Origin of the sequence: Streptomyces sp. NPDC056161 (assembly GCF_042268025.1) — a bacterium.
GTDB lineage: Bacteria > Actinomycetota > Actinomycetes > Streptomycetales > Streptomycetaceae > Streptomyces.
On record NZ_JBHJUV010000037.1, the window covers coordinates 28,566 to 45,477 of the forward strand.

16 protein-coding genes are annotated in these 16,912 nt (G+C 71.4%); 6 read left to right on the forward strand and 10 right to left on the reverse strand.

Translation table 11 applies throughout. The annotated features are described in order from the left end of the window. Positions 1 to 30: 30 nt before the first annotated feature. From ACFC09_RS29705 to ACFC09_RS29725, 5 genes are all read right to left on the reverse strand, one after another. Complete coding sequence (locus tag ACFC09_RS29705; RefSeq protein ID WP_376533417.1) at positions 31 to 855, reverse strand: creatininase family protein; 825 nt, start codon at positions 853 to 855, stop codon at positions 31 to 33. 37 nt (positions 856 to 892) lie between these two features. Then, positions 893 to 1,750 carry an ABC transporter permease gene (locus ACFC09_RS29710; protein ID WP_376533418.1) on the reverse strand — a complete coding sequence of 286 codons (858 nt, stop codon included), beginning with the start codon at positions 1,748 to 1,750 and terminating at the stop codon, positions 893 to 895. Beyond that, positions 1,747 to 2,520 (reverse strand): ABC transporter ATP-binding protein, encoded by a 774-nt coding sequence (locus ACFC09_RS29715; RefSeq protein ID WP_376533419.1) that lies wholly within the window; start codon positions 2,518 to 2,520, stop codon positions 1,747 to 1,749. The genes ACFC09_RS29710 and ACFC09_RS29715 overlap by 4 nt, the downstream gene beginning before the upstream one ends. Positions 2,521 to 2,562: 42 nt before the next feature. After that, positions 2,563 to 3,621, reverse strand: a complete 1,059-nt coding sequence (locus ACFC09_RS29720; protein ID WP_376533420.1) for an ABC transporter substrate-binding protein — start codon at positions 3,619 to 3,621, stop codon at positions 2,563 to 2,565. 74 nt (positions 3,622 to 3,695) lie between these two features. Then, entirely contained in the window at positions 3,696 to 4,397 is a 702-nt protein-coding gene (locus ACFC09_RS29725; RefSeq protein WP_376533421.1) for a FadR/GntR family transcriptional regulator, read from the reverse strand. A 304-nt stretch (positions 4,398 to 4,701) separates the two neighbouring features. Between ACFC09_RS29725 and ACFC09_RS29730 the strand changes: the two genes are divergently transcribed. The 3 genes from ACFC09_RS29730 to ACFC09_RS29740 all read left to right on the forward strand — a co-directional run bounded on the left by ACFC09_RS29730 (position 4,702) and on the right by ACFC09_RS29740 (position 6,862). Continuing rightward, a complete protein-coding gene (locus tag ACFC09_RS29730; RefSeq protein WP_376533422.1) occupies positions 4,702 to 5,607 on the forward strand; it encodes a sigma-70 family RNA polymerase sigma factor in 906 nt (301 codons plus the stop codon). A 117-nt stretch (positions 5,608 to 5,724) separates the two neighbouring features. Next, positions 5,725 to 6,195 (forward strand): carboxymuconolactone decarboxylase family protein, encoded by a 471-nt coding sequence (locus tag ACFC09_RS29735; RefSeq protein ID WP_376533423.1) that lies wholly within the window; start codon positions 5,725 to 5,727, stop codon positions 6,193 to 6,195. A 319-nt stretch (positions 6,196 to 6,514) separates the two neighbouring features. Continuing rightward, positions 6,515 to 6,862 carry a DUF190 domain-containing protein gene (locus tag ACFC09_RS29740; protein WP_376533424.1) on the forward strand — a complete coding sequence of 116 codons (348 nt, stop codon included), beginning with the start codon at positions 6,515 to 6,517 and terminating at the stop codon, positions 6,860 to 6,862. A gap of 66 nt (positions 6,863 to 6,928) precedes the next feature. Here the strand turns inward: ACFC09_RS29740 and ACFC09_RS29745 are convergent, their stop codons facing one another. Beyond that, entirely contained in the window at positions 6,929 to 7,282 is a 354-nt protein-coding gene (locus tag ACFC09_RS29745) for a DUF190 domain-containing protein (protein WP_376533477.1), read from the reverse strand. Positions 7,283 to 7,638: 356 nt separating this feature from the next. Here ACFC09_RS29745 and ACFC09_RS29750 point away from each other — a divergent pair, with 356 nt between their 5' ends. Beyond that, on the forward strand, positions 7,639 to 8,364 hold the full coding sequence (locus tag ACFC09_RS29750; protein WP_376533425.1) for a class I SAM-dependent methyltransferase: 726 nt from the start codon (positions 7,639 to 7,641) through the stop codon (positions 8,362 to 8,364). Positions 8,365 to 8,556: 192 nt separating this feature from the next. Here the strand turns inward: ACFC09_RS29750 and ACFC09_RS29755 are convergent, their stop codons facing one another. The 4 genes from ACFC09_RS29755 to ACFC09_RS29770 all read right to left on the reverse strand — a co-directional run bounded on the left by ACFC09_RS29755 (position 8,557) and on the right by ACFC09_RS29770 (position 12,901). Then, positions 8,557 to 9,015, reverse strand: a complete 459-nt coding sequence (locus ACFC09_RS29755) for a hypothetical protein (protein WP_376533426.1) — start codon at positions 9,013 to 9,015, stop codon at positions 8,557 to 8,559. Positions 9,016 to 9,263: 248 nt separating this feature from the next. After that, positions 9,264 to 10,028 carry a hypothetical protein gene (locus tag ACFC09_RS29760; protein WP_376533427.1) on the reverse strand — a complete coding sequence of 255 codons (765 nt, stop codon included), beginning with the start codon at positions 10,026 to 10,028 and terminating at the stop codon, positions 9,264 to 9,266. After that, the gene (locus tag ACFC09_RS29765; protein WP_376533428.1) at positions 10,015 to 11,607 is read right to left on the reverse strand and encodes a substrate-binding domain-containing protein; all 1,593 of its coding nucleotides are present in this window, start codon (positions 11,605 to 11,607) and stop codon (positions 10,015 to 10,017) included. The genes ACFC09_RS29760 and ACFC09_RS29765 overlap by 14 nt, the downstream gene beginning before the upstream one ends. Before the next feature lie 25 nt (positions 11,608 to 11,632). Next, complete coding sequence (locus ACFC09_RS29770) at positions 11,633 to 12,901, reverse strand: hypothetical protein (RefSeq protein WP_376533429.1); 1,269 nt, start codon at positions 12,899 to 12,901, stop codon at positions 11,633 to 11,635. Positions 12,902 to 13,317: 416 nt separating this feature from the next. Here ACFC09_RS29770 and ACFC09_RS29775 point away from each other — a divergent pair, with 416 nt between their 5' ends. Next, a complete protein-coding gene (locus ACFC09_RS29775) occupies positions 13,318 to 14,082 on the forward strand; it encodes a TetR/AcrR family transcriptional regulator (RefSeq protein WP_376533430.1) in 765 nt (254 codons plus the stop codon). Beyond that, positions 14,069 to 16,543, forward strand: coding sequence for a SpoIIE family protein phosphatase (locus tag ACFC09_RS29780; protein WP_376533431.1), 2,475 nt, complete (start codon positions 14,069 to 14,071; stop codon positions 16,541 to 16,543). Before ACFC09_RS29775 ends, ACFC09_RS29780 begins: the two co-directional genes overlap by 14 nt. The last annotated feature ends 369 nt before the right edge of the window (positions 16,544 to 16,912 follow it).

Sequence of the window (16,912 nt, forward strand, 5' to 3'; positions counted from 1 at the left end):
GCGCTGCCGGGCCGCGTGGTTGCGCCGCCGTCACCGTGCCGCGCCTTCCCGGCGGCGGACCGGGGGAAACGGGGGAAAGGAGAACGCCCGCACCTCGGTGAGCGCCTCGGCGAGCCGGGCGGTCCAGTCCGCCACCAGCCGCTCGCCGGTCCCGGCCGAGGCGCCGGCCGGATCGCCGACCACCCCGGACGCCGAGACGTCGTCGATCAGCCAGGCGGTGGGCACCACCCCCTCCAACGTCAGATGCCGCCGCGCGCGGTACAGCTCGCCCAGTTCCAGCCCGTCCGCCACGGCTTCGTCCAGGCGCACCAGATGCGGCGCGAGGGCCAGCATCAGCGACGTCTCGACGAACCCGCCGTGGATCCCGAACGGGTCCGGGTCGGTGACCCCGTCCGGCAGCGGGAACCTGGCGGGCATGACGGAGAACACCTGAAGGCCGTACGCGTGGCGGATGTCGCGGGCGACCACGTCCAGGAGGCTCGGCTGACCGCCGTGCCCGTTGACGAACACCAGCTTGCGCACCCCGCTGGCGGCGAGTGACGCCCCGAGGTCCATGCACACCGCCTGAAGGGTCGCGGTCGACAGCGCGATCGTGCCGGCCCGGCCGAGGTGCTCGGTGGACTTGCCGTAGGACAGGGTCGGCAGCACCCACACGCCGGCCCCGGCACCGAGGCCGCGCACGGCCCCGCGGGCGAAGCACTCGGCGATCAGCGCGTCCGTCACCAGCGGCAGATGCGGTCCGTGCTGCTCCACGGCGCCGATCGGCTGGACGGCGACCGCGCTGTCCCCGGCGAGGTCCGCGATGTCCTCGGTGGTCTGCTCGGCCCACAGGAAGCCTTGTTGTGCGGTGGTCATCTTCTCTCCAGATCCAGGTCCAGGACGCCGACGGCGGTCATTCCTCGGTCGGCAGCGCCGACTCGTGCCACTGGCCGAGCAGCCGCCGCTCGACCAGTACCACCACGGCGAACAGCAGCAGGGAAACGATGCTGGCGGCGATCACCGCGAGGAACAGTTCGGGTGTGCGCAGTTGCACAGCGCTCTCCGTGATCACGTAGCCCAGTCCGCCGGCCCCGCCGCCCACCCCGGCGACGAACTCGCCGACGATCGCCCCGATCACCGAGGCGCCGGCCGCCACCCGCAGACCGGTCAGGACGGACGGCAGCGCTCCGGGCAGCCGCAGGCACAGCAGCCGCACGCGGGGCGACGCACCGGCCATGGTGTAGAGCTGCACCAGGTTGCGGTCGGTGGACTTCAGGCCCTGGAGCGTGTTGGCGGCCACAGGAAACAGCGCGATCATGGCGGCCACCAGTGTGTTCGTCGCCATGCCGGGGCCGAGCCAGACCACGAACAAGGGCGCGACGGCCACGATCGGGATGGTCTGCAACAGGATCAGGTACGGATACAGGCTGCGCTCCATGAGCTGCCAGCGGGCCATCAGCAGCGCGAACAGCACACCAGCTCCGGCGGCGATGGCGAAGCCGGCCAGGGATTCGCGCAGGGTCACCCAGGTGGGCTGTCCGAGCGTGCCGGACTCGTCGGCGAGGGTGCGCACCATGGTCGCCGGCGACGGAACCATGTAGCCGGGTATGCCGAAGAGGGTGATGACCAGCTGCCACCCGGCCACGCCGACCGCGAAGGCCCCGAGCGGTGGCAGCACGACGCTCGGACGCAGCGTCCGGCGTCGGCGGACAGTCCCGCCCGGCGCCCGGGTCGACACCTCAGGACTCTCGGTCACCTGTGTCGTGGTCAAATCCCGCCACCTCCCAGCATCGTCGAGATGTCGGCGCGCAGGTGTGCCAGCGCCGCGTCGTCACGTTCTGCGGACGGCTGTGCTGCGGGCGGGCTCGGCGAGCGCAGCAGCCGTACCAGATGCCCCGGGCCGGTCCCCAGGACGGCGATCTGATGTCCGAGCCTGACCGCCTCGGCGATCGAGTGGGTGACGAACATGACCGTCACTCGGCGGTTGCGCCAGAGGTTGATCAGCTCGGTGCCCATCTTCTCCCGGTTGAACTCGTCCAGGGCGGCGAACGGCTCGTCCATCAGCAGCAGTTCGGGCTCGCTCGTCAGCGACCGGGCGAGCGAGGTCCGCATCCGCATCCCGCCGGACAGCTCCCGCGGATACGACTTCTCGAAGCCCGCCAGGCCCACCAGCTCGATGGCTTTCCGCGCCCGCTCCCGTCGCTCCTGCCGGGCAACCCCCTGCAACTTGGCGACCAGTTCGACATTGGCCCTGATCGACCGCCAGGCCAGCAGCGTCGGGTCCTGGAACACGTACGACATCCGCTCGGTGCGGCGGACCACCGTGCCGTGGGTCGGAGTGGTCAGGCCGGCGGCCATCCGCAGCAGGGTGGTCTTGCCGCACCCGGACGGTCCGACCAGGACCGTGATCTCCGCCCGCGGCAGCCGGAGTTCGATCGGCGCGAGGGCCCGGAATCCGCTGCTGTACACCTTGTCCGCGCCGTCGAACGAGACCAGCGGATCGACGTCGACCACCGGACGGTCGACTGGGATTGTGCTCATGACGTCACTCCTTCCGAGGTGCCATCGGGTCGGCCCGGCAGGTCAGTAGGAGCCGGACGGGGCGGCCGGCAGGGAGGCGGGCGCGGGCACCTTGGGCAGCAGCGAGGCGTCGTACAGGTCCTTGGTGTCCGGGGTGCTCTTGAGCCGGCCGAGCCGGCGCATCTGGTCGACGAAGGTGGCCCAGCGCTGTTCGGTCATGGCGCCGAGCCGCTGCTTGCCCTCGTCGGCGACCACGTACGCGCGCTGCTTGTCCCAGGCGTACCAGACGCTCTGCGAGGTCTGCTGCCCGTTCGCCTTCAGGATCGCGGTGTTGGCCTTCTTGGCCACCGCCACGTCGCCCATGTAGTCCTTCCAGCCCCGCATGCTCGCGGCCAGGAAGTCGGTCAGCTCCTTGCGGTGACTCTTCAGATAGGACTCGGAGGTGAAGAAGACATCGTTGTAGGGGTTGAACCCGGAGGCCGAGAACGGCACGAAGTTCACCTTCACACCGGCTCGCTGGGCCTGGTACGCCTCGTTGGTGGGCCATCCCTGCTGCACCAGCCCGTCATCCTTGAGGAAGGTGGCGATGGAACCCTGGTACGTCTGTGTCCTGAAGCCGATACCGGTCGTCTTCCGCACCCACTCCGGGCCGAGCTGCCCCGTCTGCACCACCCAGGTCTTGTCGCGCATTCCGGCGAACGAGGTGATGCCGGTGTCGGCGTGCACCATCACGCCCACCGGGTTGTCCTGGTAGAGCGCCCCGATCGCCACGACGGGAATGCCCTGCTCGCGGGCCTGGACGAGGCCGGCGGCATCGGTGAAGCCGACCTGGGCCCGGCCGGCCGCGACCAGTTGGGTGGCCGACACCTGGGGGCCGCCGGACTGCAGGGTGACGTCGAGGCCGCGGTTCTTGTAGAGCCCTTCCGACTGCGCCGCGAAGAACCCGCCGCCCTCGGGGTCGGCGTACCAGGGCAGGACGACCTTGAAGCCGGTCCCCTGGCCGGCGGCGGAGACCGCGCCGCCGCCGCTGCCGCAGGCCGACGCGGTGAGGACGACGAGCGCGACGGCGGCGCCGGCCGTGGCCGCCCGGGGCGGGCGGCGGAGGGTGAACTGAGGACGCATGGAGTTCTCTCTTCGCGGATCGATCAGGCAGGGAGCCGGTCTGCGTGCGGGGAGCCGGTCAGGACGTGGGGTGTTCAGAACGAGGGGTATTCGTCCCTCGTCAGGTTCGCGACGTCGGCGAGATGGGCGAGCATCGCGTCCCGGGCCGCGGCGCCGTCGCCGTCCCGGACCGCGGTGAAGATGAGCACGTGGCCGTTGTGCGAGGACCTGCGGGCCTCGGCGGTCGTGTGGGAGAAGGCGCGGACCGACGAGGTCCAGGTGTTGGCCAACGAGTTCAGCGCCACCATCAGCGGGTTCTGCGAGGCCTGCGCGAGCAGCATGTGGAAGCTGATGTCGGCCTTGATCGACTCGTCCGGCGGAACGTCCCGGCTGGTCTGCTCCAGCACCTGCTCAAGGGCGTACAGCGTGGCCCTGGTCGCGCGTTCGGCGGCCAGCTGGGCGAACTTCGGCTCGATCGTCTCGCGCAGCTCCGCCACGTCGCGCAGGGTGCGGTCGGACTCCGACATCTCCTCGTACAGCGACTGGGCGTGCGACGGCGCCTCCAGCACCACGGTGCCCCGGCCCGGCTTGCGCTCGACGACCCGCTTGGCCTCCAGCTCGTGCATCGCCTCACGGAGCGAGCCCCGGGACACCTTGAGCGCCTGGGCCAGCTCGCGCTCCGGCGGAAGCTTCGTCCCCGGCGCCAGGGACCCCCTGCTGATCAGCATCTCGATGTGCGCCACGATCTCCGTGCTCACGCTCATCGACCGGCGTACGAACGCATCGAACGCGTCCACTGGACACCCCCTGCCGTTGGCCGGTTGGTCCGACCATCTGAAGATGGAGGGGAGCTTAGGCATGGACCAGAACCGGCCAACAAGCCCTCACGGGGTTTGGGAACACAGCATTTACGCAGGTCACCCGGTTGTAACACGGCTGGGTGCCCGATGCGTGGATCCGTAACACGGTGAGGGCCGCCGCACCGGACGCGGCTCACCGCCGTACGTCCGGCTGTACGTCCGGCTGTGCGTCCGACGGTTACCTCGGTCCCTCCGGGCTCGTCGTGACCCATGACGGAATTCCTTCGAGGAAGGCGACGACATGTCGGGAGCAGGGCCGCAGGACGTGCTGGCCGAAGCCTTCGAGCAGCAGCGCGGGCGCCTGGTGGCGGTGGCCCACCGGATGCTCGGATCGCGGGCGGACGCCGAGGACGCGGTACAGGAGGCATGGCTGCGGCTGGCCCGCCAGGACGCGGACGCGATCGGCAACCTCACCGGCTGGCTGACCACCGTCGTCGGCCGGATCTGTATCGACGCGCTGCGCTCCCGCAAGACCCGGCCCGAGGTGTCGTACGAGGACCGGCTGCCTGAGTTCGTCCTCACCGAGGACGCCGACGCGGCACCCGTGGAGGACGCGCTGCTGGCCGAATCGGTGGGGCTGGCCCTGCTGGTGGTGCTCGACACCCTCCGCCCCACCGAGCGGCTGGCGTTCGTCCTGCACGACATGTTCGCGGTGCCGTTCGACGAGATCGGCCGGATCATCGGCAGGTCCACCGACGCAGCCAAGATGCTCACCAGCCGGGCCCGCAGGAAGGTGCGGGGCACGCCGCGCCCGGCCGACGAACGGCGGCGGCAGCGCGCCGTGGTCGACGCGTTTCTCGCCGCTGCCCGAGGCGGTGACTTCGAAGGGCTGCTGCGAGCGCTCGACCCGGAGGTGACCTGGCGTTCCCACACCGCGCGTGGCCTGGTCGTCAGGACCGGGGCGGCCGAGGTGGCCGAACGGGCCCAGCGCGGGGTGCGCGCCGCGGTGACCGCACGCTCCGTCCTGGTCGACGGCGAGCCCGGCATCGTGGTGTGGGGCCGCAACGGCAAGCTGCTGGGCGTGATGGCGTGCACCGTCGCCGCAGGCCGGATCGTCGGCATCCTGTCCGTGAGCGACCCGGAACGACTCGCGGCCATGGGCCTTCCCGCACCGGCCGACCGGGCCGCGTGCCGCCCGCGCCGCTGACCGGCCGGGCACGTCGGCACTCCCCGCGCCGCCGTCGCCGGCCGGGCCCGATGTTACGTACCGGACGGCCCCCTCGTCGAAGGAGGTGGAAGCACACCGACGGCGAAGGAGAGTTTCATGCAATCTCGGATCGACCTCCAGGGGACCGCACTGGCACCGAAGTTCGGCAGACACCTCGTCTCCGCGGACCGGGTCCTGGACGAGTCGGGAGTACCGGCGGCGACCCGGGAGCTGGTGAAGATCCGGGCCAGCCAGCTCAACGGCTGCGCCGGCTGCCTCGACATGCACACCAAGGAGGCCGCGCTCGCGGGGGAGACGGCGGTACGGCTCAACCTGGTCGCGACCTGGCGGGAGGCGACGGTCTTCACCGACGCGGAGCGGGCCGCGCTGGAACTCACCGAGCAGGGCACGCGCCTCGCCGACGGCGGTGGGGTCACCGACGAGGCATGGTCGAACGCGGCCGAGCACTACGACGACGAACAACTCGCCGCCCTCGTCGCGCAGATCGCCGTCATCAACGCCTTCAACCGGCTGAATGTCATCACCCGACAGGTCGGGGGTGACTACCAGCCAGGGCAGTTCGGGTGACAGGAGAGCATTCCCGGCCCGGGGGAGGAGGGCGGCGGGGCCGGCCGGGCAGTGACCGCGGGGTGACCGGCGTCCGCTGTCCCGTCGTCCGCGCACCTGCTGGCACCTGCTGGCACCTGCTGGCACCGGTCGGCTCAGGGATTAGGGTTGGGATATGTCCGAAACGGCCTGATCCGGAACGCCGCCCGGCCCCGGGGCGGTGTTCTCGGCCGCCGCACGACCCTCCCGCCCGTGCGGGGGCCGCCACACCGGTCGCACCGGGTGTCGCGGAGCGGCCGGGCGGTGCGCGCCGCATCCGGGTGACGAGAGGACCGCGATCATGACACTCCAAGGAAGGGCGCTGCGCCTGACCATCGTCGTCGACGACACCGACACCTGGCACCACAAGCCCCTGTTCACGGAGATCGTGCACCGCGCCCACGCCTTCGGGATGGCCGGGGCGACGGTCTTCCGCGGCGCCGAGGGCTTCGGGGCGACATCGGTCGTGCACACGACCCGCCTGCTGTCCATGGCCGACGACCTGCCCACGGCGATCGTCATCATCGACGAGGCGGACCGCGTCCGAGCGTTCATGGCCGAGCTGGAGGACCTGCCCATCAGCGGTCTGATCACCCTGCAGGAGGTCGAGGTCGTCCACTACCAGGGCCGGGAGACCGCGGCCACGTGATCTGCGCCGGTTCCCCCGCGACACGGCGGCGAGCGACCGTCCGCCGCCGCCCCGGCACAGCCGGCGTCAGGCGCGCGCCTGCACCGGATTGCGGGACGCCCGGTGCGGCACGTCGACGTTCTCGACGATCACCAGGCCGCCCTCGATCAGCCGGCGCAGGACCGGCAGGAACTCGCGCACACGTTTCTCGTCGTCGACGATCACGATCACCAGCGGAACGTCCTGCTTGATCGACAGCAGCCGGAAGCCGTGCATCACCGATGAGGCGCCGAACCCCTCGATCCCGCGGAGGACCGTCGCGCCGGCCAGCCCCGCCTCATGGGCACGGTCCACGATCTCGGCGGACAGCGGCTTGTGGTGCCAGGTGTCGCATTCCTCGATGAAGATCGTCAACTGCAGGGCACGTTCCATGGGCATCATGGTGTCCTCCTGGTCATCGCACACCTCACCACGGCGCCCGAACAGCTGTGGCACCACCGAGGCGAGACGGGAAAGCGGTGGACCTCTCATTCCGTGGCCTCCTACTCGCGCGGGCCGACGACGGGCCAGGATCAGTTCACGAGCAGGGACTGTCGGCGGCTCTGTGTGCCGCGGTTCGGGTACGGCGAGCCCCACCGCCGTGTGACCGTCGCCGGAAACGGTGTGGCCACTACAAAACCAAGATATCGCCAATTAGTACGAAATGAAATGAAGGGAATGGGGGAGTCGAGGCAGTCACCGCGGCATCGGCGAAATCGGGTGGTCGTCCCTGCCCCTGCCGCTCTACGGTCGTGCGCATGGTCGACGACTGCTTCGGACACCCACGGCTCGCCGCGCTCTACGACCCGCTCGACCCCGACCGCAGCGATCTTCAGGCGTACGTCCGGCTGGCGGAGGAGACCGGGGCGCGCAGCGTGCTGGACATCGGCTGCGGAACAGGTGTGTTCGCCCTTCTCCTGGCTGCTCGCGGCATCGAGGTCGTCGGTGTCGACCCGGCCCTGGCCTCCCTGGACGTGGCCCGGGCCAAGCCGGGCGGCGAGCGGGTGCGCTGGATCCACGGCGATGCGACGGACCTCCCGCCGCTGCGGGTCGATCTCGCGACGATGACGGCGAACGTCGCCCAGGCCGTCGTGGATCCGCGGACCTGGCACGAGACGCTGCGGGGAGCCCACGAGGCGCTGCGGCCCGGCGGGCATCTGGTCTTCGAGACCCGCGATCCGGCCCGGCGCGCCTGGCAGGAGTGGACCCGCGAGGCGACCCGACGCGTGACGCGGATCGCGGGCGTCGGTACCGTCGAGAGCTGGATCCAGGTGACCGAGGTGAGCCCTCCGTTGGTGACCTTCCGCTCGGCGTACGGTTTCGCCGAGGACGGCCAGGTGCTGACGTCGGAGTCGACAGTGCGCTTCCGGGAACGGGAGGAGATCGAGCGGGACCTGGTCGGACACGGCTACCTGGTGGAGGAAGTGCGCGACGCGCCCGACCGGCCGGGAAAGGAATTCGTCTTCCTGGCGCGCCGTCCCTGATCCTCGGCGGTCCGGCGACACGAGCGCCGGGGCCTCGTCCCTGTGGTGCTCGACGATCCCTCGCAGGGACGCCCGGTCGGGGAAGTCAGCCTCAGTTCTCCGTGGGTCAGCCCGTACTCCGTGCGAGGGCTGACCCGACGGCCGCACCGCCGCGGCGCCTGCGGCCGTCGGCGCGGGGCGCACCGGCCGGGTTCAGCGCCTGCCGCGGTGGATCCAGTGCGCCCGGCGCTGGTACCGGGCGACGGGGGGTGGAGTGGCGGGCAGGGGTTCTTCGGGGGCGGACGCTTCGGCCGGCGGACCGGCCGACCCGGGATCCGCGGGGGCAGGGCCCGGGGGAGCGGGCGGGGGCGGGCCGTCCTGGGGCGGGTGCAGCCCTTCCGTCGAGTACCGCGTGGTGGCGATGCTGTCCACGATCTGCTGCTCGGTGAAGTTCTCCGAACCGGGCACATGGGGGACGAACCCGATGAGCACGCCGTCGCTGACGATCTCCGCGTCCAGCCCCGACGCACCGTCCACGTCCCAGAGCGCCTCGATGTCCTGGTCCAGGACGACCCTGATCCCGAACTCGTAGACACCCGCCTCCACGAGATGGGCCATCACGTTCCTGGCCCGCAACGCCGCCACCACTCGGTTCGCGCGATCCTCATCCATGGCGGTGTATCCCTTCGACTTCGGCGTCAGGCCGTGGCCGGGGGCCCGGCCGTACGGCGCGGACGGACACGTTCCCACGCTACTCCGCCCCGCCGGCGCAGGCCGGGGAGCGGAGGCGGAGGAGCGGAGGCCGGGGAGCGCGGGCCGGGGCCGGCCCGGCCGCGCACGGGCCTCGCCGTGCTGCGCGCCCGGGAGCCGGCCCCCGTGCCGGGCCTTGCTCGCCCCCGCGCCGGCGGTCACGATCTCCGCTAACGGAAGATGGCGATCGCGTCCAGGGTCACTTCCCGCTGCCCGGGGTTCCACGCGGCGGTCTTGCCGAGGGCCTGGAACTCGCCCTCGTACATCGAGTCGATCTGCAGCCCCGCGGCCGAGAGCGGCACCCGGAGGTACGAGGGCTCCGCTCCGTCGCCGTACCGGGCGCGCAGGACGTAGCCGCCGTCGGCCCCGGGGCGGGCGGTGAAGTGGCCCTGCACCGAGACGAACTCCCGGATGTCGCTGAGCGCCAGCCGGTCCGCCTCCGGCATGCGGCCACCGGCCGCGGCCAGTTCGCGCCTGAGCGCGCGGTTCAGGGCGAGCGAGCCGGAGCGCAGGTCCACGTGGACGACGGCGTCCTCGCGGTCGAGCACGGACAGCAGTACGCCGACCGTCGACAGCGGGGTGTGCCGCTGCACGAAACTCGTGAAGGTCTCCCGGCTCGTTCCCCGGTCCGCCTTCATGCCGAAGGGCGTCAGCCTGGTCCAGAGCCCGGAACTGGTCGTGACGTTGTGGGTCTCCTCGACCACCTTCTCCAGGGTCGCCGTGTAGTTGCCCAGCTCATCGAGGTTCTTGACGGACTGCTCGTGCAGATAGACGCAGATCTTCAGGCCCGGGTGGACCCTGCGGGGGCGGCTGAACCTGCTGTGCGCGAGCCGCAGGAGCAGGACGCACAGGCTCAGCACGCCCGCCGCCGCCACCAGCCAGGCGACCATCCATACCCACCACACGCCCCACCAGGCGCTGTCAGTCACAGCCATGGATCTCCTTGAACGCCTCGGAAAGGGACGAGCCGTCGGCGTCCACCGTGCGCCCGCCGGTTGTGGCAGCCACCTGCCCCAGTTCCCCGGCGTCGGCCTCGCCGAGGTGCACGGGATAGGTGGGGACCCGGCGGACCTCGGGCGGCAGGGCCCGGTACCGGCGTACGAACTCGTCATAGGTGAGACCGGTGTTGTTCTCGCCGTCCGTCATCAGCACGATGGACACGTCCTGCCGTGGGGCTTCGCGCAGGGCGTCCGCGGCCGTTCGGTAGCCGTGGTCGAGCGCGGACCACACGGCGGTGGCCTCGGCGTAGTCGTCGCGGGCGATGAAGGCGTCGAGGGCACGGAGGTCCGTGGGTCCCCGCACGGTGACCGTCCGCTCGTCCAGGACGCCGCCCCCGAAACGCACCACGGTCAGGCGTTCGCCCTCGTGGAACCGGGCGAACTTGCCCGTCGGGGTGGCGTCCGCCCCGCTGAGACCGGCGAACGCGGCACGCAGCGACGCCGCCCGCGCGCCCCGCATCGAACCGGAGAAGTCCAGCAGGAAGACGACCTGATCGCCGCCCGGCCGCCCCGGGTCGCCGTAGTCGGTGAGGAGTTTCTCGATGACGGCGAGGTCGTCCGGGAAGTACAGGGCGTTGCCCAGCGGGGCGCTCAGTTCGGCCTCGCGGCGCACCGACGGACTGACCGGACGCCGGAGCGTCCGGCGCATGATCTCCTGCTGGTGGCTTTCGCCGGTCAGCCAGTCCACCACCCGGTCGTAGGCGGCCCGGCGGCCGTCGTCCAGCAGGAGGAGCGGATGGTCCGACAGGACGGTGCCGTCGGTCGGGTAGACGATCTCAAGGGGCCGGTCGAGCCGGCCGGACTTGTTCAGGGCGAGGAGTTCGGACTCGTAGGTGATCAGCGCGTCGGTCTTCCGCCCGTCCGCCACGAAGGCGTCGACCAACTCCTGTGAGGTGTCGGCGGTGAGGGTCTGCCCGGAGCGGAAGCCGCCCAGCCGGTCGCAGGAGACGTCCTCGGGACGCAGGGCGCCTCCGGTGCCCGCGGCGGCGGTGGCCACCCCGACGAGGGCGACGAGCCCGCTGCCCAAGTGCCGCGGGTCGACCATCCCGAAGTGCACCCTGCCGGTGGCGGCGGCGTCGGCGATGTCCGCCCAGGACAGCCGGCCGCCCGGCACCTGCTGCCGCAGCCGCCGGGCGACGTCGGGCGTCAGGCCGACGACCACGGGCGAGCTCATGACGGGCGTGCTCAACGGCGCGGCGGTGCTGGCCCCGCCCGCCTGCTTGAGCTTCAGCCGTAGATAGCGGTCGGAGGAGAGCCAGGCCAGGTCGTAGCCGTGGCGTCCGCCGAGGAGCAGTTCGTCGGCGTCGTTCGCGGCCCGGTAGTCGAGGTCGAGCCGTACGCCGGTGTCGCGTTCGAGTTCGCCGAGGATCGGCCGCATGTCGGAGAGTTCCGGACTGGCCAGCACCTTCAGCGTGGTCGTCTGCTGCCTGCCGCCCGAGCAGGCCGTGAGCGCGCTCCACAGGGCGACCAGGGCCAGGCACAGGGCGAGGATGCCGGCCCGTGGCCGTCTTTTCATACGAGGTCCTCGGTCGGCGGTCATGTCACGGAGGGCCCTCGGCCGTCGGCGCGGAACCGCCGGGTTCGCCGGGCCCGTCGGCCGCCGGATCGCCGGTGTCGCACTCGCCGACGATCTCGATCATGCGCTCCAGCAGGCCGAGCTCCGGCAGCACGGCTCGGGTGTCGTCGTCCGAGGTGACCGGCGCCGGAATGTCCCGGCTCTCCAGGAACTGCGTCAACTGGACGCTCGTGAACCCGCTGTCCGTGTCGCGCAGCCGGAAGCCCAGTTCCATGGCCCGCCTCTGGAGTTCCGCATCGTCGGACACGAGCTCGCCGAGCCGGTCCCCGTCGTCGCTCAGCGCGATGAGCTTGGGCTCGGTGATGAAGCGTGCGGACGGGTAGAGCAGCACGCGCTCGCCGTCCACGGTGCCCTCCTTGGCCTGGTGCTGGATCTGATGCGCCAGGAACTGGTGCTCGTAGATGACGGCGATCGGAGCGATGCTCTTGCCCTCGGGCGAGAGGTACGTCTGGTTCTTCTCGAACGACGGCATTCCCTGGGCGATCAGCACGGGTTTGATCCGCCGGGCCAGTTCGTCGGCCTCCGCCTCGGTCTTCGGGATTTCGTTGCCCTTCTCCACGAACGCGACGAGGCCCAGATAGGTGCCCGCGGAGTTGGACTCGCAGATGTCCGAGGTCTGTGCCAGCACCTTGTTCCCGTTGCTCAGCCCGTGCCGGTTCAGCCCGATGTTGTCCCACCGCATGCCCCTGCCGCCGTCGGCCTGTGCGAGGCCGACGAACCGGTCCATGTCGAGCCGGTAGTAGAGCGGCCCTTCGTCCGCCGTGCCGCCCGGCTGCGGCTCGGCGACACCGGCGGACACCAGGGTCTCGGCGTACTCCCGGTAGGTGGCGAGCACGATGGGGCTGGAGAACGGCCCGTAGGCGGTGGCCGGGTGGCCGGCCTGGGCTTGTTTTCGGGTGATCAGGTCCGCGGCGGGCTGCCCGGAGGGGAAGACGACGTCGTAGCCCGCGTAGCTCGGGGTGGCGATCCCGCGCGATCCCATGCGGGTGATGTGCATACGGAAGCCGTGCCGGAGCAGCAGCCGTTCGACCTCGGGATCCTCGAAGAACTCGGATTTGGAGGCCATCTTCGCCTCGATCGTCACGATCCGCCGGAACGGCAGCGCCGCGTGCCCGGCTGCCAGCACCCCGACGAAACAGGAGGTGAAGAGGACCGCCAGGGCGATCGACAGGGCGAGCGGCAGCGGCCGGCGCAGCGGCGCCGGCCAGGATCGCTTCGGTCTTCGGACCGTCAACTTGGCTTCTGCTAAGCCGGGTTCATCGGCTCGGTTCGTGTTCATCGACACCAGCACCCCCGTGATGGAGGTTGGATCGTCGACCAACGGAACGGCGTTCGAATGGCTGGCCGGTGAATCCTCGGGAGCCGAGGCGCCAACAGGCGGCGCGGAAACCCCGTCCGCACCGGGGTCGCGGGACTGCTCCTGGCGCGGGCGCGCACCCGGCGGCATGCGCCGCTGCGACCGTGTGACGCGCTGCGGCGGCGCACCCTCCGAAGCCGGTCACACGCAGTCACCGCGTGCCGGTCTCCCGAGCGGTTTCCGCGCCGCCCGGAGGCCCGTCAGGGCCGTCGCTCCGCTCCTCAACGGGTACATTCCGTGGCCTGATCGTATCAATGGGATATAAAGATTGATAACGGCAGTAATATGGCGAGATGCGGAATCGGGCTGTGCGAACGAGGGAGCGGATTCTCTGCGCCGCGGCGGACCTGCTGACCCGTGAGGGCCGTACGGCGGTCTCCACGCGGGCGGTGAGTGCTGCTGCCGGGGTGCAGCCACCGACGCTCTACCGCCTGTTCGGCGACAAGGAAGGACTGCTCGACGCGCTCGCCGCCTTCGGGTTCCAGCAGTACCTCGCCGAGAAGCAGACCCTGGAGGAGACCGACGACACCATCGCCGACCTGCGCCGCTGCTGGGACCAGCACGTGGACTTCGGCCTCTCCCGGCCGGGCTTCTACGTGCTGATGTACGGCGAGGGACGCTACCGGGGAGACATCCCGGCGGGCCTGGAGACCATCGCCATCCTGCGGCGGAACCTCGCCCGGGTGGCGGCCGCCGGCTGGCTCCGCGTGAGCGTGGAACGCGCGACCCAGCTCATGCACACCAACAGCCTCGGAGTCGTGCTGTCCCTCATCTCGACCCCTCCGCCCGAGCGGGACCTCGAACTGCCGGCGGTCGCTCGTGAATGCCTGCTGGGAACGATCACGGGCGTGGGCGACCGCGACCCCCGGGCGCCGAAGGACGTCGCGAGCCGCGCCGTCGCCCTGCGTGAGGCCCTGCGGGACAACGGCACCATGGCCATGACACGGTCCGAGGGTGCGCTGCTGGCCGACTGGCTCGATCGCATCGCCGACGCGGGCCACTCGGCCCCGGCTGTCCCGGCGTCCGGCAGAAGGGACGGCCGCGGTGCCCACCGGTGAGGACATGATGCCGATCGCCACTCGGGCAGCGGAGCAGGGAGCGGGGCAGTCAGCCGGGCAGACGACGGGCGCCGCCATAGCGGTGGTCGACGAGAAGGGAACCCTGGTCGGCTGGACGCAGGCCGCCGAGCGGCTCACCGGTTTCTCCGCCGCCGAGGTGGTCGGCCGCGCCGCCGCGGACCTGCTGGCGGCGACCGAGGACAGCGTGAAGGCGTGGGCCTTCGCGGAGCGCTGCCGGGCCGAGGGAGGCTGGTACGGCCTGGTCGGGCTGCGCGACCGCGCCGGCGCCCGACTGGACGTGAACCTGAATGCCGCTCCGCTGGCAGGGCGGGACGGCAGGTCCCGCTGGCTTCTGTCCGCGACCCGGATCCCCGCCGTCGGCTCGGCGCCGGTGAACCGTCTCGGACTGGATTCGATCCTGTCCCGTGCGCCGGTCGGCATCGCCGTCCGTGATCTCGAACTGCGCTGCACCTGGGTGAACGACGCCCTGGCCCTCCAGGACGGCATCACCCGCGAACAGCGGCTGGGCCGGCGCCTCACGGAGGTGCTGCCGGGCGGCGAGTCCGAGGCGGTCGAGACGGTGATGCGGCAGGTCCTCAAGAGCGGCATGCCGCGGGTCGACCACGCCTACCGGCTCGTCGTGGCGAACGACTCGCGCCGCGAGCACGAGTTCTCGACCTCGTTCTTCCGCCTCGACGACGCGGACGGCGACACCGTGGGCCTGTGCGCCATGATCGTGGACGTGACGGACCGCCACCGGGCGCGGGAGCGGCTGGCCACCCTCAGCGAGGCCAGCACGCGGATCGGCACCACCCTGGACGTGATGCGCACCGGCCAGGAACTCGCCGACTTCGCCGTGCCGCGCTTCGCGGACTACGTCACCGTAGACCTGGTGGAGTCGGTGCCACTGGGCGAGGAACTGCTCGCCCGGCTCGGCGCGATGGGCGGGCGAATACCGGCCTTCCGGCGGGCGGGCCTGGCGTCGATCCACAAAGGGATCCCGGAGTCCCTGTGGCCACGCGGGGAGCCAGTCCTCGTCCCCGCCTTCTCGCCCTTCACCGATGTCCTGACCTCCGGCAGGTCCCACCTGGAGCCGGTGCTGGACACCTCTCCCGGCACCTGGCTCGACCAGGACCCGGAGCGGGCGGCGAAGATCCGCATGCACGGCATGCACTCGCTGATGATCGTGCCGATCCACGCGCGCGGGGAGGTGCTGGGCGTGGCCGTCTTCGTCCGCACCGACGATCCGGCGCCGTTCGAAGCGGACGATCTGCTGTTCGCCGAGGAGATCGTCAACCGCGCCGCACTCTCGCTGGACAACGCCCGCCGCTACGTCCGTGAGCGCGCCGCGGCCTTCGCGCTGCAACGCAATCTGCTGCCGCGCCGCCTGAACGGCGGACCCGCGGTCGAGGTGGCGTCCCGCTATCTGCCCGCGGACACCGAGGACGGTGTCGGAGGCGACTGGTTCGACGTCATCCCGCTGTCCGGCGCCCGGGTGGCCCTGGTCGTGGGCGACGTGGTCGGGCACGGCATCAACGCCGCGGCCACCATGGGCAGGCTCCGCACGGCGGTGCACACCCTCGCGAACATGGACCTGCCTCCGGACGAGCTGCTGGCCCAGCTCGACGACACGATCACCCGCCTCACCGAGGAGGACCTGGACGCCCTGGGCCGGCCCGTCGCGGTCGAGGGCGCGACCTGCCTGTACGCCGTCTACGACCCGGTCACCCGGCGCTGCACGATGGCGCGGGCCGGGCACCCACCGCCCGCGATCATCTCGCCCGAGGGCGAGGTCACCTTCCCCGACCTCCCGTCCGGCCTGCCGCTCGGCGTCGACCGGGCCTCCTTCGAGGCCGTGGAGCTGGAACTGCCCGAGGGCTGTGTGCTCGCCTTCTACACCGACGGGCTGATCGAGCGGCGGGACGCGGACATCGACGTCGGGATGCGCCGCCTCGGTGCCGTCCTGGCACAGCCGGGCCTGGCGCTGGAGGAGCTCTCCACGGCCGTGGTCGGCACCCTGTCGTCCCGGGCGCCGTCCGACGACGCGACGCTGCTTCTCGCGCGGACCCGCGCGCTCAGCACCGACCAGGTCGCCTCCTGGGAGCTGTCGCGCGACCCGGCCGTGGTCGGCCATGCCCGAGCACTGGCCGTCGGCCGGTTGACCGAGTGGGGGCTGGACCATCTGGCGCCCACCACGGAACTGATCGTCAGCGAACTGGTGACCAATGCGATCCGGTACGGTACGGGCCCCATCACCCTGCGTCTGATCCGGCACCACGTGCTGGTCTGCGAGGTCTCCGACGCCAACGACTCCGTCCCACGGCTGCGGCACGCCCGGGCCACCGACGAGGGCGGCCGGGGCCTGTTCCTCGTCTCACAGCTGTCCCACCGACGAGGCACCCGCTACACGACCGGCGGCAAGATCGTCTGGGCCGAGCAGGAACTGAGCCCGGAGATCTAGGAACTCGCGTCGGTGCGGGACCCGCGGGACGGCCGACGGGGTGACGTGCCGATGCCCGGTGCAGCGGGCCGCAGGCGTGCACCGGCGGGTCCGTCAGCGGATGCTCATGGTCCTGCTCACCCATTGCGCCAGGGCGAGCCGGCGGGCCAGGGCCGTCGGGCGCGCGGGCACCGCGTCGCTTCGGGCGACGGACGAGCGGACGCGTACGGTGCGTACCCTCCTTCCCCGGGTGATCTCCGGGTTCGGCCCGCGTGGGCCGCCGTCTCTGAGCAGGCGCAGGGACGGGGCGGCCCGGCGGCGAGACGGTCGTGCTCGGCTCGGCAGAGCACCCGGCGGGTTTGAAAATCGCGAGCTTCGGCTACCCCTCGA